This window comes from Aeromicrobium sp. HA, from assembly GCF_027171405.1.
Taxonomy (GTDB): domain Bacteria; phylum Actinomycetota; class Actinomycetes; order Propionibacteriales; family Nocardioidaceae; genus Aeromicrobium; species Aeromicrobium tamlense.
This window is the reverse complement of sequence record NZ_CP114372.1, coordinates 876,641-896,922: the sequence shown is the minus strand read 5'-3', so window position 1 is coordinate 896,922 and position 20,282 is coordinate 876,641. Positions and strand designations below refer to the sequence as shown.

Annotated in this window: 20 protein-coding genes; 12 read left to right on the top strand and 8 right to left on the bottom strand. The window is 66.9% G+C overall.

Translation table 11 applies throughout. The annotated features are described in order from the left end of the window. Positions 1-3: 3 nt before the first annotated feature. The 4 genes from O3S82_RS04350 to O3S82_RS04335 are packed head-to-tail and all read right to left on the bottom strand — an operon-like array spanning position 4 to position 3,568. Complete coding sequence (locus tag O3S82_RS04350; RefSeq protein WP_269305802.1) at positions 4-1,125, bottom strand: branched-chain amino acid ABC transporter permease; 1,122 nt, start codon at positions 1,123-1,125, stop codon at positions 4-6. Then, positions 1,118-2,008, bottom strand: coding sequence for a branched-chain amino acid ABC transporter permease (locus O3S82_RS04345; RefSeq protein ID WP_269305801.1), 891 nt, complete (start codon positions 2,006-2,008; stop codon positions 1,118-1,120). Before O3S82_RS04345 ends, O3S82_RS04350 begins: the two co-directional genes overlap by 8 nt. Further along, positions 2,005-2,817, bottom strand: a complete 813-nt coding sequence (locus tag O3S82_RS04340; RefSeq protein ID WP_269305799.1) for an ABC transporter ATP-binding protein — start codon at positions 2,815-2,817, stop codon at positions 2,005-2,007. The genes O3S82_RS04345 and O3S82_RS04340 overlap by 4 nt, the downstream gene beginning before the upstream one ends. Beyond that, a complete protein-coding gene (locus tag O3S82_RS04335) occupies positions 2,810-3,568 on the bottom strand; it encodes an ABC transporter ATP-binding protein (protein WP_269305797.1) in 759 nt (252 codons plus the stop codon). Before O3S82_RS04335 ends, O3S82_RS04340 begins: the two co-directional genes overlap by 8 nt. A gap of 384 nt (positions 3,569-3,952) precedes the next feature. Here O3S82_RS04335 and O3S82_RS04330 point away from each other — a divergent pair, with 384 nt between their 5' ends. Genes O3S82_RS04330 through O3S82_RS17335 form a run of 3 tightly spaced genes read left to right on the top strand, consistent with a single transcriptional unit; the run spans position 3,953 to position 6,409 of the window. After that, entirely contained in the window at positions 3,953-5,782 is a 1,830-nt protein-coding gene (locus O3S82_RS04330; RefSeq protein WP_269305796.1) for an AMP-dependent synthetase/ligase, read from the top strand. Positions 5,783-5,831: 49 nt separating this feature from the next. Next, positions 5,832-6,260 (top strand): PaaI family thioesterase, encoded by a 429-nt coding sequence (locus O3S82_RS04325; RefSeq protein ID WP_269305795.1) that lies wholly within the window; start codon positions 5,832-5,834, stop codon positions 6,258-6,260. Beyond that, positions 6,206-6,409 (top strand): hotdog domain-containing protein, encoded by a 204-nt coding sequence (locus O3S82_RS17335; RefSeq protein WP_442864727.1) that lies wholly within the window; start codon positions 6,206-6,208, stop codon positions 6,407-6,409. Before O3S82_RS04325 ends, O3S82_RS17335 begins: the two co-directional genes overlap by 55 nt. 60 nt (positions 6,410-6,469) lie before the next feature. On the opposite strand, the gene O3S82_RS04320 is transcribed toward O3S82_RS17335, so the two are convergent. From O3S82_RS04320 to O3S82_RS04310, 3 genes are all read right to left on the bottom strand, one after another. Then, positions 6,470-7,255 carry a crotonase/enoyl-CoA hydratase family protein gene (locus tag O3S82_RS04320; RefSeq protein WP_269305793.1) on the bottom strand — a complete coding sequence of 262 codons (786 nt, stop codon included), beginning with the start codon at positions 7,253-7,255 and terminating at the stop codon, positions 6,470-6,472. A gap of 97 nt (positions 7,256-7,352) precedes the next feature. Next, the gene (locus O3S82_RS04315) at positions 7,353-8,153 is read right to left on the bottom strand and encodes a crotonase/enoyl-CoA hydratase family protein (RefSeq protein ID WP_269305791.1); all 801 of its coding nucleotides are present in this window, start codon (positions 8,151-8,153) and stop codon (positions 7,353-7,355) included. Positions 8,154-8,477: 324 nt separating this feature from the next. After that, positions 8,478-8,981 carry a winged helix-turn-helix transcriptional regulator gene (locus O3S82_RS04310; protein ID WP_269305790.1) on the bottom strand — a complete coding sequence of 168 codons (504 nt, stop codon included), beginning with the start codon at positions 8,979-8,981 and terminating at the stop codon, positions 8,478-8,480. Positions 8,982-9,074: 93 nt separating this feature from the next. Between O3S82_RS04310 and O3S82_RS04305 the strand changes: the two genes are divergently transcribed. Both O3S82_RS04305 and O3S82_RS04300 read left to right on the top strand, forming a co-directional pair. Next, the gene (locus tag O3S82_RS04305; RefSeq protein ID WP_269305788.1) at positions 9,075-9,512 is read left to right on the top strand and encodes a PaaI family thioesterase; all 438 of its coding nucleotides are present in this window, start codon (positions 9,075-9,077) and stop codon (positions 9,510-9,512) included. Positions 9,513-9,667: 155 nt separating this feature from the next. Further along, positions 9,668-9,880, top strand: a complete 213-nt coding sequence (locus O3S82_RS04300; RefSeq protein WP_269305786.1) for a hypothetical protein — start codon at positions 9,668-9,670, stop codon at positions 9,878-9,880. A 252-nt stretch (positions 9,881-10,132) separates the two neighbouring features. Here the strand turns inward: O3S82_RS04300 and mobF are convergent, their stop codons facing one another. Further along, positions 10,133-13,684 (bottom strand): MobF family relaxase, encoded by a 3,552-nt coding sequence (mobF, locus tag O3S82_RS04295; protein WP_269305785.1) that lies wholly within the window; start codon positions 13,682-13,684, stop codon positions 10,133-10,135. Between the two features lie 453 nt (positions 13,685-14,137). Between mobF and O3S82_RS04290 the strand changes: the two genes are divergently transcribed. The 7 genes from O3S82_RS04290 (at position 14,138) to O3S82_RS04260 (ending at position 20,261) form a co-directional block, all read left to right on the top strand. Then, positions 14,138-14,635 (top strand): hypothetical protein, encoded by a 498-nt coding sequence (locus tag O3S82_RS04290; protein ID WP_269305783.1) that lies wholly within the window; start codon positions 14,138-14,140, stop codon positions 14,633-14,635. Next, positions 14,617-15,567, top strand: a complete 951-nt coding sequence (locus O3S82_RS04285) for a hypothetical protein (RefSeq protein WP_269305781.1) — start codon at positions 14,617-14,619, stop codon at positions 15,565-15,567. Before O3S82_RS04290 ends, O3S82_RS04285 begins: the two co-directional genes overlap by 19 nt. 151 nt (positions 15,568-15,718) lie before the next feature. Then, positions 15,719-16,270, top strand: a complete 552-nt coding sequence (locus O3S82_RS04280) for an SAF domain-containing protein (RefSeq protein ID WP_269305779.1) — start codon at positions 15,719-15,721, stop codon at positions 16,268-16,270. 1 nt (position 16,271) lies between these two features. Then, a complete protein-coding gene (locus O3S82_RS04275) occupies positions 16,272-17,039 on the top strand; it encodes a hypothetical protein (protein WP_269305777.1) in 768 nt (255 codons plus the stop codon). Beyond that, positions 17,036-18,514, top strand: a complete 1,479-nt coding sequence (locus tag O3S82_RS04270; RefSeq protein WP_269305775.1) for a CpaF family protein — start codon at positions 17,036-17,038, stop codon at positions 18,512-18,514. The genes O3S82_RS04275 and O3S82_RS04270 overlap by 4 nt, the downstream gene beginning before the upstream one ends. Continuing rightward, positions 18,511-19,359 (top strand): type II secretion system F family protein, encoded by an 849-nt coding sequence (locus tag O3S82_RS04265; protein WP_269305773.1) that lies wholly within the window; start codon positions 18,511-18,513, stop codon positions 19,357-19,359. The genes O3S82_RS04270 and O3S82_RS04265 overlap by 4 nt, the downstream gene beginning before the upstream one ends. After that, positions 19,356-20,261 (top strand): type II secretion system F family protein, encoded by a 906-nt coding sequence (locus tag O3S82_RS04260; RefSeq protein ID WP_269305771.1) that lies wholly within the window; start codon positions 19,356-19,358, stop codon positions 20,259-20,261. Before O3S82_RS04265 ends, O3S82_RS04260 begins: the two co-directional genes overlap by 4 nt. The last annotated feature ends 21 nt before the right edge of the window (positions 20,262-20,282 follow it).

The following is a 20,282-nucleotide window of genomic DNA, read 5'->3' as shown; positions in this document are numbered from 1 at the left end:
CGCTCAGCGGGAGCTGAACCGACGGATTCGCAGACCGAGGTCCTGGACCAGCCCGGCCAGCCCCCGGGGCTGGAGGAGCAGGACGACGATGATCGTCAGCGCGAAGATGTACCTGGCGGCCGCGGCAGCATCGACGCCACCGGACTCACCGGTGGCGGTGATGAGGGGAAGGGATGCCGCGTGCTGCTGCAGCAGCAGGGGCAGGGCCGTCACCAGTGCGGCGCCGAGCACGCTCCCCCAGACCGACCCGAGGCCCCCGATCACGATCATCGCGAGGTAGTTGATGGACATCGGCAGGTCGAACGCCTCCGGGGACACGCTGCCGACCGCCAACGCGTAGATGACGCCGGCGGTGCCCGCGTAGATCGCCGAGATCGCGAAGACGTGACGCTTGCAGCGTCGGACGTCGATGCCGTTCATGGCGGCCAGCACCTCGCTGTCACGGACGGCCGCCATGGAGCGACCCAGCCGACTGTCGAGCATGTTGCGCGCCACGAGGATCCCGGCGAACAAGATGACGAGGCCGACGTACCAGAGCTTCTCGTCACGACCGAAGGGCACTCCAGCGATGGTGAGCTCGGACATGCCGTCAGCGAACGAGAAGCCGAAGATCGACAGCTCCGGTGCGATCCGTCCGTTGTAGCCGCCCGATGCCGACCGCCAGTTGTCGAGCACGTGCTGGGCGACGAAGATCAACGCGATCGTGGCCACACCCAGATAGATGCCCTTGAGTCGCGAGGCCAGCGGGCTGATCGCGATCCCGACCACGCCTGCGGCGACCACCGCGAGGATCGCGGCCAGCACGGGAGGAAGACCCAGTCCACCCAGCCCTGCCCCGTCATCAGCCGAGCCGGCGAGCCAGGCGTAGCCCACAGCACCGAGGGCGACGAAGACCGGATGCGCAAAGGACAGCTGACCGGTCGAGCCGACCAGGAGGTTCAGGCCAATGGCCCCGAGTGCGGCCCCGGCGATCGCGAGTCCGATCTGCAACCAGAACGACGAGAGACTGAGCGGTGCGAGGATCAGGAGAATCCCCACCACGACGATGGCGGCCGAGCGAAGATGCATGCCTCGGCGACGAGGAACCGCCTTGGCGACGTCGACCTTCTCGAGTGTGTCAGACACGGGTCAGCTCCTTGCTTCCGAAGAGTCCGGACGGCCGGATCAGCAGCACGGCCAACATCACGACGTAGGGCACGACCTGGCTCGCACCATGACCCAGGAACGCCAGTTGGTCCTGGTAGCCGGCGACGAGCGCCTCGAGGATGCCGATCACCAGGCCCCCGACCAGCGCTCCCCCGACGGAGTCGAGTCCGCCCAGGATCGCCGCGGGAAATGCGCGGAAGGCGATGGCGGCCAACGAGACCGTCACCCCCGGAGTCGGCGCGCCGGCCAGGAAGATCCCGGCCACGCAAGCCAGGGCACCGGCCACCATCCACGTGAGCGCGCTGACCTTGGAGAGGCTGATGCCCATCAAGGACGCGATCTCACCGTCCTGCGCGGCGGCACGCATCGCGACGCCCCACGTCGAGAACTTGAACAACGCCAGCAGTGCACCGATCAGCGCCAATGCCACCACCAACGCCAGCACACGGTTCCATCCGACGCCGACGCCCCAGAGCGAGAGGTTGGACGCTCCCCACGGGTGCTTGATGTTCAAGACCGTGGACCCGATGCTTCCGGTCAAGTAGGTGACGAGAAGCAGATCGATGCCGATCGTGGCGATGCTGAGGTTGATCACGGGTGACCCCCGCATCCCGCGGATCACCAGGCGTTCGGCCAGCAACGCCACGAGTGCCGTCACGGTGATAGCGGCCACGACCGCGAGGCCGAACGATGTCTCCTGACTGACCCGAGCTGTCACGAATGCGCCCAGCAGCACGAGCGCACCGTGCGAGAACGTGACCACGTGGCTGGCCTTGTAGATGAGCACGATGCCGATGGCGACCAATCCGTAGATGGCGCCCAATGACACCCCGTTGATGAGGAAGGAGAGGAATTGGTTCACGTCGTCGCCTTGTCGGTAGGGGCGGTGTTGGGGACTCCGCCGAGGTAGGCCTCGATCACGGCCGGGTTCGATCTGATGGCGCGGGGCTCTCCGGTCGCGACGACCGTCCCGAAGTCCAGGACGGTGCACACCTGCGCGAGCCCCATGACCAACGGCATGTCGTGCTCCACGAGCACGACCGTCAGCCCGAACTCCTCGTGCGTGCGGCGAATCAGCGCGGAGATGTCGCTCCGCTCACTGCGCGTCATCCCTGCTACGGGCTCGTCCAGGAGCAGGACGGAGGGATCTGCCGCCAGGGCACGGCCCAGGTCGACGCGCTTCTGGTCGCCGTAAGGCAGCTCACTGGCGAGCACGTCCATGCGATCCCGGAGGCCGACGAACTCGGCAATCTCCTCGATGGCACGACGTTGTTCACGCTCTTCTCGCCGCACACCCGGGAGTCGCAGAGCCGCGGCCACCGTGCCCTGCCGCATCTGCTGATGGCGGCCCAGTAGGAAGTTCCCCGCCACGGTCGTGTGGGACAGCTCGATGTTCTGGAAGGTCCGCGCGATCCCGAGCCCGGCCACGGCGTGAGGACGCATCCCGGTGAGTTCGTGATCGGCGTAACGCACGCTCCCCTCGCTGACCCGGTAGACGCTGGTCAGGACGTTGAAGAGCGTCGACTTCCCCGCGCCGTTGGGTCCGATGACCGCGTGAATGGTGCCAGGCTCCACGGCGAAGCTCACGTCGTTGAGCGCGGTGACCGCACCGAACCTGACGGTGACTCCATCGACGTGAAGGACCGATGGTTGACGAAGGTGTTCACGCATGAGTCGCCCCCCAGGCGTCGGAGTCGGCGGCCGCGTCGCCGAGGTAGAGCGACTGGATGGCCGGATCGGAGGCGAGGTCCGCTGCGGACCCCGACATCTGGACCTTTCCCGTCTCCAGGACCACGGCATCATCGGAGACCGCGAGCGCCATCCTGGAGTTCTGCTCGACCAGCAGGACCGCCGTACCCTGGCGATTGATCTCGACGATCAGGTTGGCGATCCGTTGAACGACCACCGGGGCCAGCCCGAGCGATGGCTCATCCAGGAGCAGGAGTTGGGGCGAGGACATGAGCGCTCGACCGATGGCCAGCATCTGCTGCTCGCCGCCCGAGAGCAGCACCGCTGGTTGCTTCCGGCGCTCGCCCAGGACAGGAAAGAGACTGACGACTCGGTCGTGGTTCTCCGCACGCCTCTTCCGGTCGACCAGGCGTCCGCCGACCCGGAGATTCTCCTCGACGGTGAGGCCGGCGAAGACTCGTCTGCCTTCGGGCGAGAGCGAGATGCCCGCCGCGGCGATGGCGCCGGGACGTGAGGACGTGATGTCCTGCCCCTCGAAGACGATGTTGCCGGACCGGACCGATCCCCCGTTCGCGCCCAGCACGCCGGTGATGGCACGCATCAGCGTTGACTTGCCGGCACCGTTCGTGCCGAGGATCGCGGTGACACGACCGGACCTCGCCTCCAGGTCGACACCCTCGAGCGCGCAGATGCTGCGTCCATAGATGACGTCAAGGTTCTTGATGGTCAGCACCCGAACCTCCCGGCAGCGACACCGCAGGGGCGCCACTCGGCGCACCGTGACGGGATGCCCATGGGGTGGAAGTGCATGTTTCCCTCTCTCTCTTTGCTCAACCAATCGATCAGCCGCGACGACGGGTTAAGAACTCGCCGACGGAGCGCTGTCATATATCACTGTGGTTTCGGCCCAACTCCGAATGGACGCTTCCGTCTAGACGAGACAGTCTAGAGACGGGGATCACAGATGTCCAGCACTAATGCCATCAGGGAGCCCGTCTAGACGATTCCCCCTAGACGAACTAGTCTAGTCCGGTGTGAGGGCGACCACACCTCGCCGACAGGAAGGAATTCTCATGCTCGAATCAATCTGCAACCGCGTCACACCTGGCGGTGCCCGATGAGCACCATGACCGCGGAGAGCACCGCAGCGCTGACGGGTTTCACCGCGATGCTGGCAACCAACGCCGAGAGGGTCGGCAACGATCCCGCGCTGAGCTGGCTCGAGGGGGGCGCGCGACGCAGTCACACCTGGCACGAACTCCACGAGCTGGTCCAGGACGTGGCCGCCGGCCTGGTCGCGACCGGTGTCCAAGCCGGCGAGCGCGTCGGCATCCTCGCCTCCAACCGACCCGAGCACCTGATCGCCGACCACGCGATTCGCCTCTGTGGCGCGGTACCGGTGAGTCTCTACGTGACGATGTCGACCGAACAGGCCCAGCACATCCTCAGTGACTGTTCGCCGAGTCTGTTGATTCTCGAGGATGACGCGGTCGTCGAGCGCTTCAGCGGCCTTCGCTGGTTCATCGAGTCCGAGCCGGCCGTGATCACCATCGATGCCGACGCGACGACCGCCTCCTCCTCCTCCAGCTGGGGTGAGCTGCTCGAACGGGGCCACGCGCACCGGGACGAAGCGGCATCGGAGATCGCTCGACGTGCGCTCGCGGTCGACCTCGATGACCCCGCCACCCTGATCTACACCTCAGGCACGACGGGAATGCCCAAGGGGACGATCGTCACGCACCGCAACCTCCTGTGGGACGTCGACGCATTGATCCAGTCCGGCATCGTCGACTACCCCCAGAAGTCCGTGTGCTTCCTGCCGCTCGCGCACATCACCGAGAGGGTCTGGTCCATCTACCTGGCGCTGCGGACCGGCGGAGAGGTGCTCTGCTGCCCGGACGCCGCACAACTCCTGCCCACGCTGAAGGTGTTCCGACCGAGCTTCTTCATGGCCGTCCCGCGCATCTGGGAGAAGTTCGCGACCGCCGCGCAGGTCTTCATGTCCACGAGCATGGCCGACCGCGCCGACGAGATCGCCGCTGACCGGGAGGTCGCCTCGGAGCACTGGCGGAAGCAGCTCAACGAGGAGCCCATCTCGGCCGAGCTCGCGCAACGAGCCTCACTCGCCCGGAGTGGCTCACTGCGTCAGGTGCGCGAGTTCCTCGGGCTCGAACGAGCATTCTGCTGCTCCGGCGCCGCCGGACTGCGTGACGAGACCATCGAGTTCTACGCATCCATCGGCATCCGTGTCATCCAGGGCTATGGACTCACCGAGACGAGCGGACCGGTCATCACCGAGCGTCCCGACACCGTCCCCGCCCTCGGAACGGTCGGGACCCCCCTGCCGGGCGGAGAGATGAAGATCGCCGACGACGGCGAGATCCTCCTCCGATCCCCCGGGAACACCCCCGGCTACCTCCACCTTCCTGAGAAGTCGGCTGAACTGTACACGGAGGATGGGTGGTTGCGCACGGGCGACATCGGGCGGATCGACGAAGCCGGGCGACTCAGGATCACTGATCGCAAGAAGGAGATCATCGTGACTGCCACGGGAAAGAACGTCCCGCCGCAGTCGATCGAGAACCTGCTGGTGGGGCGGTCTTTCATCGGCCAGGCACTCGCCGTGGGCGACGCCCGTCCCTACATCGTCGCGTTGATCGTTCCGGATCCGGACCTACTGACGATGTTCGCCAAGACCCGCGGTCTGGAGGGCACCTTCGAGGAGCTCCTCACCCATCCGGTCGTCGAGGCGGCCGTGGCCGCCGAGGTCCACTACGCGAACTCCAAGCTCTCCCGCCCCGAGCAGGTGAAATCCTGGCAGTTGCTCCCCCGCGGTTTCTCGGTCGAGGAAGGGACCCTCACGCCCACCCTCAAGGTCAAGCGGGGCGCGATCCACCAGGTGTTCAGCGACGAGATCGACGAGCTCTACACGCGGTCGCGCACCTGAACGGGATCACCTGACCGCTCGAGCCGCCACGGGCCCACGCCGGGGTGGAGTGACGCACCGCGTCGCTCCACCCCGGCGTCGTCTCCTCGAACTCGGCGCAGTCCCTGTCGCTCGGGTCGACCTCGTCTCAACCGACAGAACCCACGAAATCCGGGGAGCACGACGAGCCGCGAGCGCCTACGTCTGGACTGACCCGACGGAGCTGGCGGAGGCTGCCCAGCAGCATAACGGCCGCGACTTCTTCGCACGACTCGTCAAGGAAGAGCCGCCCGCACCACCGATCAACGCGACAGTGGGAATGCCGCTGGTCGAGGCCGTCGACGGCCGCTCGGTCTTCGAGCTCGAGCCGATGGAATGGCACTTCATTCTCATCGGCACGGTCCACGGCGGCATCCTGGCCACGCTCGCAGACTCCGCGCTCGGCTGCGCCGTTCACTCCAACCTGCCCAGGGCGCCGCCAACACCTCACTGGACCTGACGATCAAGTTCACGCGCCCCGCGACCAACGTCAGCGGCCTGCTGCGATGCGAGGGACGCGTCGTCTCTATGGGCCGGCGCACGGCGACCGCCGGGGCCGAGATCACACCGATCCCACCGCCCGCGCCATCGCCAGCTGCCTCATCATGAGGCCCGGTTCGTGACCCCGGGCAGGTGCGTGACCGCCCGGGGTGACGCCGTGAGACCTGCTCAGTAGCCCTGGAAGTTGGCGGGGCGGCGCTCGATGAAGGACTGGATGCCCTCCTTGAAGTCCTCGCTGTCGAACACGCTCGCCCGGACATCGTCGATGGCCGCGACCGCGGCCTGCTCGCCATGCTCGATGTACCGCAGCGCAGCCTCCTTGGTCGCGCGCACGCCCAGCGGAGCATTGGCAGCGATCTCGTTCGCGAGCTCGAGCGCCCGGTCCAGCTGCTGACCGTGCGGGACGACCTCCTGCACGAAGCCCAGCTCCAGGGCGCGCTTTGCGTCGAAGCGGTCGGCCCGCATCAGGTGGTACATCGCATTGCCCCAACCGGTGCGGGTGAGGTATCGGAAGTGTGCGCCACCGAGCGGCGCGATGCCGCGCGCGACCTCGAGCTGCTGGAAGACCGCCGAGTCGGCCGCGACGACGATGTCGGCCGCCAGCATCATCTCGATGCCGATCGTAAAGGTGATGCCCTGGACGGCCGCGACGACGGGCTTCGTGGTCCGGCGACCCATCGCGAAGGGATCGACCAGTGCGGGATCGATGTCAGCATCAGCATCAGGCCCGAAGAACTTCGGCATGTCCAGCCCTGCCGTCGTGTGGTCCCCGGCGGAGTTGAAGACGGCGACCCACAGGTCGTTGTCCTCGTCGAACGTCGTGAGGTGCCCCGCCAGCTGGCGCATCATGTCCGGCGAGTAACTGTTCTTCTTTGCTTCGTTCGCGACGGTGATGACGGCGATGTGGCCTTCGGTGCGCAGGGTGACCTCGCCGGGAGCAGTCTCGGGGCTCATGTTCTCTCCTTCTGGCCGAGGAGGCTCGGCGCGATTGATGACGTTAGACTAGATCGTCTAGACGACATGGTCAAACGGTTCACCTCCTGTGTCCGCTTCAGCGACCGACGTAGCGACCCGGGCGGCGCTCGATGAATGACCGCAGCCCTTCGGCGACATCCTTCGTTCGCACGATCTCCCCACGGCGCGCCGCCAGGACCTGCACCGCGACCTCAAATCCCTGGTCCGCCGCGGCCCGACTCACCTCGAGCCCGTACTGCACACCAAGGGGCGCTGCCTCGGCGATGCGCTGGGCGATTCCGAAGGCGGTGTCGAAGAGCTGGTCCTTGGGCACGACCTCCTGGACCAGGCCGATGCGGTGACCCTCGTCCACGCCGAGCAGGTCACCGGTGAGCAGGTAGCGCTGGGCGTTGCCCCAGCCGACGCGCTGCTGCCAACGGATCACCGCTCCGCCGAAGGCGAAGAGCCCGCGCACGGGTTCGGGCTGTCCGAGCTTGGTGCCTTCGGCCGCGATGATGATGTCTGCTGCCAAGGCGATCTCCAGGCCACCAGCCAGGCACATGCCGTGGACCGCGGCGACGACAGGCTTGCTCAATCGTCGGCCCTCCAGGCCGAACGGATCGAACCGATCGGGGTCAGGCGCCTCGTCGGCCGCCTCGACCATCGCCGGGAGGACCGTCAGGTCCGCCCCCACCGAGAACGAGGAACCCTCGCCACACAGCAGCGCACATCGCAGATCCGGGTCGGCCTCGTACCGCGCGTACGCAGCCGAGATCCCATCGAACAGGTTCGCATTGAGCGCATTGAGCTTCTCCGGGCGAGACAAGGTGACGACAAGAACGTTGCCTCGGACCTCGGTCCGGACGGTGCCGTCGGGATGGTTCGATTCACTGCTCATGGGATCTCCTCGATCCGTAGGAAGGGCTGAGGCTACAGACTAGACCATCTCGTCTAGTGCCACGCCGCGCGCTCATCAGGTCGCGGCTCCGGCTATTCACGTGCCGCACGACGGTGGCGAGGATCAGCTCGCACCGAAGCAACTCGCGGGGCCCCAAAGGGAACGGAAGTCGTAGCGACCTAGAAGTAGAGGCGCGCGCCGGCTCCGGCGGGAAGTCGTGCGGCTGAATCGGCGGAGTTCACGATGCGAACGATGCGCGAGATGACCGGCAACGTCCGGCACGAATCTTCGCGATCGGGGAGGATGACCAACGAGGAATTGCCGTCACGGGCTGTGCCCATCTGCGGTTCCGGCACCCGCAGGCGTTCGCGCGCGGGCGCCAGGGCCTGGATCGGCACGCCCCTCGGCGGCGGAGGCGAGACGGTGCCCACGCTCGCATTCCACGACCGCCTCGACAGGTTCATCGCAACCGGCGTGCGCGACGATCAGCGCCGGGCCCTCGGGGTCCGCATAGTAGCGGTCCCCCCACCGCATCAGCGCAATCATCACCGGATAGAGGTCGAGCCCCTTTTCCGTCAATCGGTACTCGTTCCTGCGCCGGCGTCCGGGGTCTTGGTAAGGCACCGCATCAAGCACCCCGGCCGCAACCAACTTGCGCAGCCGGTCAGCCAGCAGCGAGTCCGACATTCCGATGTGACCGCGGATCTGGTCGAAGCGCCGGACACCGTTAAACGCCTCCCGCAGAATGAGAATCGTCCACTTTTCCCCGATCACGGACAGCGCGCGCTGGATTGAGCAGTTGTCAGTCTCGATCTCCAGCCAGTGCATGCGCTACCCGCCTCGTTCTCGAAATGTACGTTTGACAGCACCTCCATCCCACTCTAACTTCATAATCAGAAGCCAAGATCGAGGAGGCCTGACATGACTGCCAGACCCGCCAGCGTGTCTGATGTCTCATCGGGGGCGGCGAGCCGCTTCGTCGCTGCATCGGGATTCGTGATCGACGAGATCTCGGAAGCCCGGTTGACCGGCCATGTCGACCTCGGCGAGGACCACCTCAATCCCTGGGGAGTGGTCCACGGCGGTCTTTACACCACCATTGTCGAATCCGCAGGTGGTGTCGCCGCCAGCCAGGCTGTCGCGGAGCGCGGTCAGTTCGCCGTCGGCGTGCACAACGCCACCGACTTCCTCCGCCCCTCCAGGGGTGGACGCGCCTCGGTTGAGGCCGAGGCCCTTCAGCAGGGGCGCACCCAGCAGTTGTGGCAGGTCGTCATCACCGACGATGCAACGTCCAAGGTGCTGGCACGCGGACAGGTGCGGCTGCAGAACGTGCCGCTACCGGGGTCCATCCCGAGCTGATCAACCCGTTCCCGAACCATCACGAGACAACGGAACCCCCGACATCGACGACAGATTGCGCGAGGGAACCGGGTTCAACGACGTCGACCCGGTCACGATCTACGGAGGCGGGGCCGCCGGATACACCGGCTGCCCGACCCTGAGCGGAACGACCGTTGCCCGACAAGCGAGTGGTCGGTCAGGTCATCCGGAACAACACGGTCGGCGCCTTGGGCATCAGCGCCGCTGACGTGTTCCTCGCACTGGTGCCGGTCCCGAAGGAGAATTTCTCCTTCGGCCGCGGTGAGGTCCAACTGGCCAAAGTGAGCCAGCAGCGTCCGAACCTTCCACACCACCGTTTCTCAATCAGGAGTGACCACCACCACTGACTTCACTGAGGCGGTCCAAGACGTCGACGCTTTCTTCGAAGTCATCGGTGGTGATTATCCGGCCAAAATCCAAAGGTGCGAAACCCGGCGACATCCTCGTCTCCACTCCGCCTGCGACCCTCGGGGAAGTCGCGGACAGAGCGGCTAAGCGCGGCATGCGGATCGCCGGGCCGTTCGTCGGGGCCGAGCGCCTCGCCATGAATACGCTGGTCGACCTCGTCGACAATGGCCGGCCCACCGTACCCAGGGTTCTCAGAGCCGACGCACCTCGGGTTCGCTCTGCGTGGTCCGCCGATCCAAACTGTCGACGTTCTTAGCACCGAGCCTGCGCGCTCTGTCGACTGCCGCTTGCGCCCGTGCGCGGTCCGCAGCCTGTGCGTCAGAGTCGACATCACCCAAGAGCGAGGCGGGGTCAATTGCGTAGCGGTCCTGGTATGCGGCCACGGTCCTGAGCTCGCGGAGCCACTGGTCGTGGAGAGTACTGCTCGTCGGTGGACGACCCAACTTCCGTGTCCAGCGAGCGTTCCTCGCGAGGGCCGTTTCGCTTAGCGCTGCGGCGCGTGTCTCAAGAAGCTCTTGCCGTTGCTTCAGCGCGGTGGCCATATCGGCGGCCATTGGTCCCCCGGCGATGGGGATGAGTCCCACGATCATGTTGGGTACGGGTTGGCGACCCGATCGACGGCGGGACGTCGCACGTCGCAAGCGGCTCGCCAGGACGGCTCCAATATCGTCGGCGTCAACGAGGGTGTGTTGATTCACGAGTAGCGGCAGTTCGGCTTCCACGTCGAGGTGATGAGCTTCGGCTCGACGAAGTTCTGCGGTGAGCGGTCCGAAGGACTCGGAGTTGAGGACGTGCTCGAACTGCTCAGAAGTGAGGCCGCAGGCTTCGAGGACTCTCACCCAACGATCGTGTTGGGCGGCAGCGGCGATGGTCTCGTATTCGGCTGCGATCTGGGCGATGGAAGACCATCGCTCCTGTTCAGATTCGATCATCTGGTGCCCTGACAGTTCGGCACCGACGTTCCGAAGCACCCCGCTCAGGACGCTCATGGCGGACAGGTCCGAGTCCTGGGGCGCCGTGTGGGTGTCGTCTGGCTGGTCCAAGGCGACGTAGGCCTCGTTGGATTCGCGACCCCGTGTCATGGCGACGTAGAGGTTCTCGCGGGTGGTCGATGAGGACACCACCACGTGGGCCGTATCGACTGTTACGCCCTGGGCGCGGTGCGCGGTGACGGCGTAGCCGAGTTCCACGTGCTCGCGGACATACGGACCCGGCAAGCTGACCGATCCTTCGTTTGGTGCCCCCGACCGCCGGACCTGTAGCGAGCCGTCGTTACGCACAGCGTCGACCTGCCATCGGTCGCCGTTGCGGACCCAGCCTCCTCGCTGCGGTCGAATGCGTCGGTCGTTGTTCCTCGTGATGACCAGGTCGCCCGCGGAAACGTGGGTGCCGTCTCCGAGCCGGACTTCGCTGTCGGCTTCGGTCTCGCCGCTGAGGATACGTTCAGCGCGGGCTCGCGTGTTCAACTCGGTCACGGAGTGCGACGAGTCGGTGACGAGGACGCTCGCGCGACCGGCACGGACGTCGTCGCGCCACGCGAGGTAGGCCCCATCGATCATCTGGGCGGTCGGGCCCTCGTGGATGCGGTCATGACGCTGGTAGACCTTCAAGACGCGGGGTCGCCCAGCGCGCAGGTCCAGTGAGGCAGCCTTCTCCCACTCATGGGTGAAGCGGTGGACTTCGGTGAGTTCGGGAACGTCGTGCCGAGCGTGCGCGAGCAGGCTGAACGCTCCCCCGGCATCAACGGACTGCAGCTGAGCCCAGTCACCGACGAGCAGGACTTTCGCGCCGGAGGCCTCGGCGAGCCCGGTCAGCCGATCCAGCGAGAGGGTCCCCGCAAGGGTGGCTTCGTCGATGATGACGAGTTCACCGGCAGGGAACGCGGCCCGTCCCTGGCTGAACTCGTGCAGCCACTTGGTCGTGTTCTCACACGCCATGCCCAGGTCTTCAGCCAGGACGTGCGCCGCCGCGGCGCTGGGTGCGAGACCGACCACGCTGTCGGGGCCGTGCGTCGTCTGCCATGCCCGACGCAACGCCCGCATCGCGGTGGTCTTGCCTGCGCCCGCCGGACCTATGAGCAGATCGACCCGGCGTCCTGATCCCGCAATCCGTGCGAGCGCATCGATCTGTTCATCGCTGAACGCCTTCTCGTATCTCTTCGGTCGAGTCGCCTGCTCGATGACGTTCGCGTCCACGACCGGTCCGCCTCGATCTTCTGCCCGGGCGAGCAGCCGATCCTCCGCCGCCAACAGCTCGCTCGAGCTGTAGACCACGCCGTGCCGGGGTCGAAGCCGGGACGTCCCATCGGACCGAGTGAAGTCTGCGGGACTCGACGCGAGCTCCGGAGGCGTCAATTGCAGCGACCGTCGTTTGCCCTCGTCGACAATAAATCCGAGAACACGCTCGCGATCCTCGGCGGCGGCGAACCGCCACCCCATCGTCTGACGGGAAGCCTCCGCCCACAGGTTCCAGTGCCGCCAGGTCGCTCGCTTCTCACTGACGACCTCCATCACCGTCTGTGCCACCCGGGCGATGACGTCGAGATCGATGTCATCGACCCGCAGAGCCGGACGTACCGGTAAAGCGGCGGTCAGTCGTCGCGCCCACGCTGTGGAGTCGACTTGGAGGATCGCGGCCGCTCGGGTCCGCCAAGCGTCGGTCAGGTCGGCCAGGGAACTCATGTGCTTCGCAGGACGGGTCGCCAACGTGGCTCGGGCGCGCAGCCGGATCACCGTGGTGCTCGACGGGGCTCTCCCGTGAGTGGCGCCATACTCCTCGATGAGCCGATTCTTCTCGACTTCGATCGCCCTTGCCCGGCCCGAGAACTCTCGCACTAGCCGGTCCGGAACCAGCTCAAGTTCCCATCCTGGTTTCCGGTCCTTGCCCCGGTCGCGCTGCACCCACTCGGTCCCGAACAATCGGGTGATCCGGTCAGCCAGAACAGCGTTGTAGTGCTCAGAGATGGCCACGACACCGGCATGCAGTGACCGACTGTCCAGAGCCCGCCAGTGTCCGTCCCCGAGCGTCTTGACCTTGTTCGAGACCACCACGTGGGTGTGCAACTGGGGGTCACCAAGACGCGAGTCCCAATGATCGAATGCCGCGGCGATGACGCCAACGACGTCAGCCTGGACGACCGCTCCGTCCCCGGCACTACGGCCCGTGCGCGTCGTGGCCATCTCGCGTTCGAGCAAATCCATCACCTCGGCCACAGCTCGGTGATGGGCGTCCACGATGAGTGCTTGAGTGCCGGCGTCAGCCACACCCCACAACACCGAAACCGACTTCGGCACCGAGAAGGTGAAGTCGAACCCGGCCACCGCCCGACGGTCCCCCAACTCTCGCTCTTCGGCCTGGATGCGCGCAACGGCATCGGCGCGCTGCCCCGCATTGAGGTTGGAGCTGAGTTCCATGGTCCGAAGCGTGACTCGATCGCTGACCGACGCGAACTGACGGAAGGGGCGACCGAGCGGCTCGCCGGAGATGGGGTGTCGCCCCATCCCTATCAGCAGAGCGAGCTGCACCTCGGAGACCGGGTCCCCGCAAGCCAAACTGTCATCGCCGAGCGAACGGACACCTGAACCCATCCATCGCCCCGGCGGTGTGCCAGCTTCCGCGTAATAGCGGGTCATGGGAGTCGACAAGCTCCGGTCGCCGTCTCCGGCGACAACGCTCTTGAGCAGGTACCTGTAGCCGTCACCGGCCGACATGACCTTCATCGACACCGTCATCGTCGTGCGCACCTCCCCGAATGTGAAGGTGTCCCGCGAACCCCAGCCCCGGTTCTGGCCGAGTTATCCACAGATTGCTTCTCACTGAGCCCGCCTCAATTGCCAGACGTGTAACCCTCCAAACACCGGCCGCGAACACCCAGGCGGCAGGGGGTGTTCGGAACCGACGGCACACCTTCGGTACATGACTACGAATTCGGAAGGAGCAGATCAGCCATGAAAGACAGTTGCGCTTCTCGTTCCTCCGGTGGCTCAATAGGTCGTGACGGCGTCTTCACCGGTTTTCGGTGGTCGCGCCGTCCGCGTCCTCCCCGGGTCACCCGTGGAGGAAGGCAGGCATCGGGGGCGATGACGACCACACGAGGTACGCGGGTTCTGGCGACGGCGGTAGTACTGCTCGTCGTTCTGGCGGCGTGTTCCGAGGACGAGGCAGCCCCTTCGGCCAGCCCATCTACCCCGACTCCTATGACGGCTGCGACCACACGCCCACCGACGGACTCGGACGTCGCTGCGACGACCGCGACGGAACTCATGGTGACGTACTTCGCGACCGTCGATCAGTTGAATCAAGATCCATCGACACCCATTCGGAGCTTGAAGAAGGTAGCGACAAGCGTTCAGCTGACCGCGCTCCAGCGGTCGATCTCGAATCGACGTCGCGATGGCGAGCACCAGACAGGCTCAACCATGATCGCGGACTCCGAGGTTCAGACCGTCAGCCTCGACAACTCAGATCCGAAAGCAGGCAAGGTTCCGACCGTCTTCATCGATGTGTGCTGGGACGTCAGCAACGTTGACGTAGTGGACAAGGACGGCAAATCCGTCGTCGCACCTACCCGGCCCGACACCGGTTGGACGCGCTACACAGTCGCGAACTACGAGTGGTCAAAGGACCCCGACGGCGCGTGGCGCGTCGCCGGGGGCGAAGACCTTGAGAAGTCCCCGTGTACGCCCGCGGCCTGACGCCGACCATCGCTGCCGTCATCGTCCTCACATGCGTCGTGAGCGCCCGCGCCTTCGCGGAGCCAGAGTGCGCCCAGATCGACCCCTCGGACGGGACCTGCCTCGTAACGGTCGAAGTCCCGGGCGGCGAAGGAGAAGCTTCGGATCCAGGCGACGGGCCAAAAGACACGGGGACCGGAGCGAGTTGCTACTGGGATGGGACGAAGAGCGGGATCCCGAAGCCTCCCCCGGGTCCGGTGCCGTGCAGCACCGATTTTGGGTACTGGTCGAACGCCCTGAACTGCTACGTCCGTCTCGCTGACCCTCAACCCGTCGCCGGTGATCCTGCGTGGCAGGGGCATGAGCCGGGCGACGGCAACGTCTATGAGTGCTGGCAGCCGCAAACTGATCTGCAGATCCAGATCTGGTCGGCGACTCCGCCGGTGAACTCAGGCGCCGGTCCCACACCGAGAGAAGTCGCCCAGATCGCCGTCGACCGAATGGGACTGCGGGCGATCGACATCGGGATCGTGCCCGAACCCGGCCCGGACCGCATCGGAATCGTAGGAATGCCCGTGTGGATGTGGGTCGCCTCGCCGAGCCAGCACACGTGGGGGCCGATCGCGGCGTCAGCATCCGCTGGCGGTATCACGATCACGGCGACCGCGCGCGTGGAAACCATCCGCTGGGACATGGGCGACGGCACGAAGATCACGTGCCGGAACAAGGGCACGGTCTACAAGGCCGCATTCGGGAGGTCGAAGTCGCCGACGTGCGGTCACACCTATGAGACGTCGAGCGGTGGTCTGCCGGACGACCGGTTCACGGTCACCGCGACGTCGGAGTGGGTGGTGTCGTGGGAAGGCGCCGGCCAGAGCGGAGTGATCCGCCTGGACGGGTTGGTCAGGTCGGTCCGCGTGGCCGTCGGCGAAGCGCAGGTGCTCGTGCAGTAGCGAGCCTCCGGGGTGAAGGGCAGTGAACATGAGTACAGCCGTTCGTGACGACAGGACCATCGACCACGGGTCAGGGGGTCCGGCCGGACCCCCGCTCGCTCCCCCGCCCAAGCTCAGGCGCAGACCTGGTCTGGTCGCGGCGGCAGTCATCTTGATCGGCCTGGGCGGGCTCCTTGGAGCGTGGGCCTGGACCGCCACCACGAACAGCACTGAGGTGCTGGTGGCGCGAACCGAGATCACTCGGGGTTCGGTGATCGAGGTTGATGATCTGGCCCGCGTACAGATCAGTACCGACCCGGCGCTGGACCCGCTGCCGGGCTCGGCACTGGACACGGTGGTCGGCAAACGCGCCGCACTCGACATCGCCGAAGGCGGCCTGGTCACCCGAAGCGCGATGGCTGTGACCGTCGTCCCGGCCGACGGTGCATCGGTCGTCGGTGTCGCGGTCACGCCGGCCCAGGCGCCGTCGGAACCGCTGCGGGTCGGCGACAACGTTCGAATTGTGGTCACATCCCCGGCCGGGGAGGCGGCGCCCGCTCAGACCCCCGCCTTCAGTAGGGCCGAGGTTGTGGGCACCCGATACTCCGAGGAGACCGGCCAGCTGGTCGTGGACGTGCAAGTCGCCGAAGGTGAAGCGGCCACTCTCGCTGCACGAGCGGCCACCGGCAATGTCGCCATCGTTCTCGACAGTCGGGAGCGCTGAGATGGCCGTCATCACGCTCGCCTCCGCGTCCGGATCTCCCGGCGTGACGACGACCTGCCTGGGGTTGGCGTTGTGCTGGCCCCGCCCGGTGCTGCTGGTGGAGGCCGACCCCACCGGCGGGTCCGGGCTGCTGGCCGGCTATTTCCGGGGAACCCGCGAGTACCGGGCGGGCGTCGTCGAGCTGGCACTCACCGGCACGGATCTCGCCGACACCCTCGCCGAGGTCGCCGAACCGATCGACGACACCCAGGTCTCGTTCGTCGCCGGCACCAGATCTCACACCCAAGCCCCCGCCTTGCGGGACCTCTGGGAGCCCCTGGCGGTCGTCCTCGGAGACCTCGAGTCGACAGGCCAGGACGTCATCATCGACGTCGGACGGCTCGGACTGACCGGCTCCCCCACGCCCCTGCTGGACAACGCCGACCTCGTCCTCATCGCGACCAGGACGTCACTGCCCGCACTGTCGGCCACCCGGTCGTGGGGCGACGCCGTCGCCCGGTCGCTCGTCCACTGGCGCGAACCTCAACTGCTCCTCGTCGGCGAGGGCAACCCCTACCGCGCGCGCGAGGTCACCGCGGCAGTGAAACTCCCGGTCCTCGCAACGCTCCCCGACGACCCGGAGTCCGCGGCGGTCCTCCACCGTGGGGCACCGCCATCGACCAAGTTCGACTCCGCTCCCCTCGTGCGCAGCTTGAACGCGGCGATCGCCGCGATCCATGCGGCCGTCCGCGCCCAGCGTCTCGACCTCGTCGAAGGAGCAGCGCGATGACGACTGAACCCACCGACGGTCTGGCCGCCGAGCTTCTCGACTTGCCGCTGTTCGCCACCCCACTGCCCCTGCTGAGTGTGCCGACCGGACGGAGCCTCCACCAGACCCTGCCACTGCACACCTCCGACGCGGCGAGCGCCGTCCCCGTCGACTGGCCGCTCGTCGCGACGCTGCGGGCCCAGGCATCCGATCGACTCAGCCAGACCGTGGCGTCCGACCGCGGCCGGCTGCCTCAGGCAGCGCAGCAGGAACTCGGCCGAGCGATCGTGCTCGACCTGATCGAATCGACGCTGACCGATCGGGTCAACGACGGCGCCGCGACGCTGACCCCGATCGAGCAGGACGCGACAGCCCGCGCCGTGTTCGACTCCCTCTTCAGGCTCGGCCGGCTGCAGCCGCTGGTGGACGACGACCGGGTCGAGAACATCATCATCACCGGTCACGACCGGGTCCTGCTCGAACTCATCGATGGCAGTCTCCTCGAGGGTCCACCCGTCGCGGACTCCGATGAGGAGCTGATCGATTTCCTCGTCTTCCTCGCGTCTCGTAGCGAGGTCAACGCACGCGGCTTCTCCGAAGCCCAACCGCGCCTGCACCTGCGCCTCGACGGCGGCTCGCGACTCGCCGCGGCGGCGTGGGTGACACCTCGACCCTCCGTGGTGATCCGCCGACATCGGCTGATGCAGGTCACCCTGGACGACCTCGTCGGCCGGGACATGCTCCCGCCCGTGGCGGCGTCGTTTCTACGTGCCGCGGTCCGAGCACGCAAGAGCATCGTCGTCTCCGGAAGCCAAGGCGCCGGCAAGACCACCCTGGTGCGCGCGCTGTGCGCCGAGATCGACCCGCTGGAAGCCATCGGCACCTTCGAAACCGAGTACGAGCTGCACCTGCACGAACTCCCCGACCGACACCGCATCGTGCACCCCTGGGAAGCCCGACCCGGGTCCGGCGAACGAGGCGTGGACGGACGCCAAGCAGGCGAGTTCACCCTCGACGAGGCCTTGGTGGATTCGTTCCGATTCAACCTGCAGCGCCAGATCGTCGGCGAGGTCCGCGGCCGCGAGATCTGGGCCATGATCAAGGCGATGGAGTCCGGCACCGGCTCGATCTCCACCACCCACGCCACCGACGCCATCGCGGCACTGCGCAAGCTCGTGACCTGCGCGATGGAAGCCGGCTCACACGTCACCCACGACCTGGCCACCAGCAAACTCGCCGCCACCATCGACCTCGTCGTCCACCTGGACATGACCACCGACACGCTCGACGGCACCCCCAGGCGCCGGCGCCGGGTGGCCGAGATCATCGCCGTCGACCCCGGAGAACGCGAAACCGGCTACGCCGCCACCCACGTCTTCGCCCCCGGCCCGGACGGTGTCGCCGTCCCATCCGTTCTGCCCGACCGGTACCGGGCACTGGCTGCCCACGGGTTCGATCTCGCGACCTACCTGGCGCAGCAGGAGGCGCGGGCATGATCGTGCTCATCCCCACTCTCGCGGGTGCCCTCGTCGTCGCTGGCGTGATGGGCCTGGTCATCGGCCTACAACCGAGCGAGCACGGTGACCGGCCGGCCCGACCGCATCGAACCCTGCGACTGTCCAAGCCCACACGGCGACTGCTGCTCGCGGGCGCTGCCGCCGGCGTCTTGGCGTTCGCGATCACCGGGTGGGTGCTGGCGCTGGTCGCGACGCCAGTCGCATTCGTCGGTCTCCCGGTCCTGCTCTCATCGTCATCTGCGCAGCAGCGGATCGTGCGGCTCGAGGCGATGGAGGAATGGACCCGCACACTCGCCGGCGTACTCACCGTGGGCGTCGGACTTGAGCAGGCGCTGGTCACATCACTGCGCTCGACCCCGGCAGCGATCAAGCCCGAGGTCACCCGTCTGGTGTCACGGCTGCGGGCACGGTGGAAGACCGAGGACGCCCTGCGCGCGTTCGCCGACGAGCTCGACGACGCCACCGGCGACCTCGTCGCCGCGAACCTCATCCTCGGCGCGCAACACCGCGGCGCCGGACTGGCCAGCGTCCTGGAAGGACTCGCCGAGTCCGTCGCCGCCGACGTGCGCGCACGCCGCCAAATCGAAGCCGACCGCGCCAAACCCCGCGCCACCGCCCGCTGGGTCACCCTCATCAGCGTCGGCGTGCTGGTGGTCCTGGCGATCTCGGGCACCTACGTCGAGCCGTACCGCTCGCCGCTCGGGCAAGTCATCCTCGTCCTGCTGCTCGTCACCTACGTCGCCACCCTCGTGTGGATGAAACGCATGGCGATCGGCCGACCGATGCCCCGCTTCCTTGCCGCCGCCGACGGGGTTGCACCATGACCACCGGACTGCAGCTGATGCTCACCGCCGGCGTGCTGATCAGCCTCGGACTCGTGCTGCTAGCCGTGCGGTCGCTTCCCGCCGAACCCGATCTGGTCGACGCACTCAACCGGCTCTCACCGCAACGACGGGTCAGCGCCGGCGACGACGCCGGCGGAGCACCTCGCGGCAAGGAACGCATCGGCGTGTGGGCGATCAAACACCTCCCCCCGGCGCTGTGGATCAGGACACCGACCCGTGAGCTCGCGTTGCTGCGGATCCCTGTCGCCCGGTTCTACGGCGACAAGCTCGCCTTCGCCGGCCTCGGCCTGCTCATCGCGCCACTGCTGGCCTTGCTGTTCGACCTGCTCGGGCTCGGCCTGCCGTTCGTGATCCCCGCCCTCGGATCCTTGGCCCTGGCGGGCGTGATGTTCTTCCTGCCGAACTACAACGCCGTCGACGACGCCCGCAAGGCCCGCATCGAATTCTCCCGCGCACTGGGCGCCTACATCGACCTGGTCGCCCTCGAGCGCAACAACGGCGCCGGGGTGCGCCAAGCCATGGAAGCGGCCGCGAACGTCGGCGACTCGTGGGTGTTCCGCCGCCTCAGCGAAGAACTCACCCGATCCCGGTGGTCCGGCCAACCCCCGTGGGACGCCCTCCATGCGCTGGCCGACGAACTCGGGCTCCCCGAACTGGACGACTTCGCCGACATCATGCGCCTGTCCGGCGAAGAAGGCGCCTCCGTCTACACGAACCTGCGCGCCCGATCCGCGGCCATGCGCACCGCCATGCTCGGCGACGAGATCGCCGAAGCCAACGCCATCGGCGAGCGCATGACCATCCCCGGCTCCCTGCTCGGCGTCATCTTCATGGCCCTACTAGTCACCCCAGCCCTGCTGCGAATGTTCACCAACACCTAACCCTCAACGGAAGGAACACCC

Coding starts and splice junctions, on each gene's coding strand:
- O3S82_RS04340 (WP_269305799.1), bottom strand. CDS start 2,817: ATGCGTGAACACCTTCGTCAACCATCGGTCCTTCACGTCGATGGAGTC.
- O3S82_RS04330 (WP_269305796.1), top strand. CDS start 3,953: ATGAGCACCATGACCGCGGAGAGCACCGCAGCGCTGACGGGTTTCACC.
- O3S82_RS04320 (WP_269305793.1), bottom strand. CDS start 7,255: ATGAGCCCCGAGACTGCTCCCGGCGAGGTCACCCTGCGCACCGAAGGC.
- O3S82_RS04315 (WP_269305791.1), bottom strand. CDS start 8,153: ATGAGCAGTGAATCGAACCATCCCGACGGCACCGTCCGGACCGAGGTC.
- O3S82_RS04310 (WP_269305790.1), bottom strand. CDS start 8,981: ATGCACTGGCTGGAGATCGAGACTGACAACTGCTCAATCCAGCGCGCG.
- O3S82_RS04305 (WP_269305788.1), top strand. CDS start 9,075: ATGACTGCCAGACCCGCCAGCGTGTCTGATGTCTCATCGGGGGCGGCG.
- O3S82_RS04290 (WP_269305783.1), top strand. CDS start 14,138: ATGACGGCTGCGACCACACGCCCACCGACGGACTCGGACGTCGCTGCG.
- O3S82_RS04275 (WP_269305777.1), top strand. CDS start 16,272: ATGGCCGTCATCACGCTCGCCTCCGCGTCCGGATCTCCCGGCGTGACG.
- O3S82_RS04270 (WP_269305775.1), top strand. CDS start 17,036: ATGACGACTGAACCCACCGACGGTCTGGCCGCCGAGCTTCTCGACTTG.
- O3S82_RS04265 (WP_269305773.1), top strand. CDS start 18,511: ATGATCGTGCTCATCCCCACTCTCGCGGGTGCCCTCGTCGTCGCTGGC.
- O3S82_RS04260 (WP_269305771.1), top strand. CDS start 19,356: ATGACCACCGGACTGCAGCTGATGCTCACCGCCGGCGTGCTGATCAGC.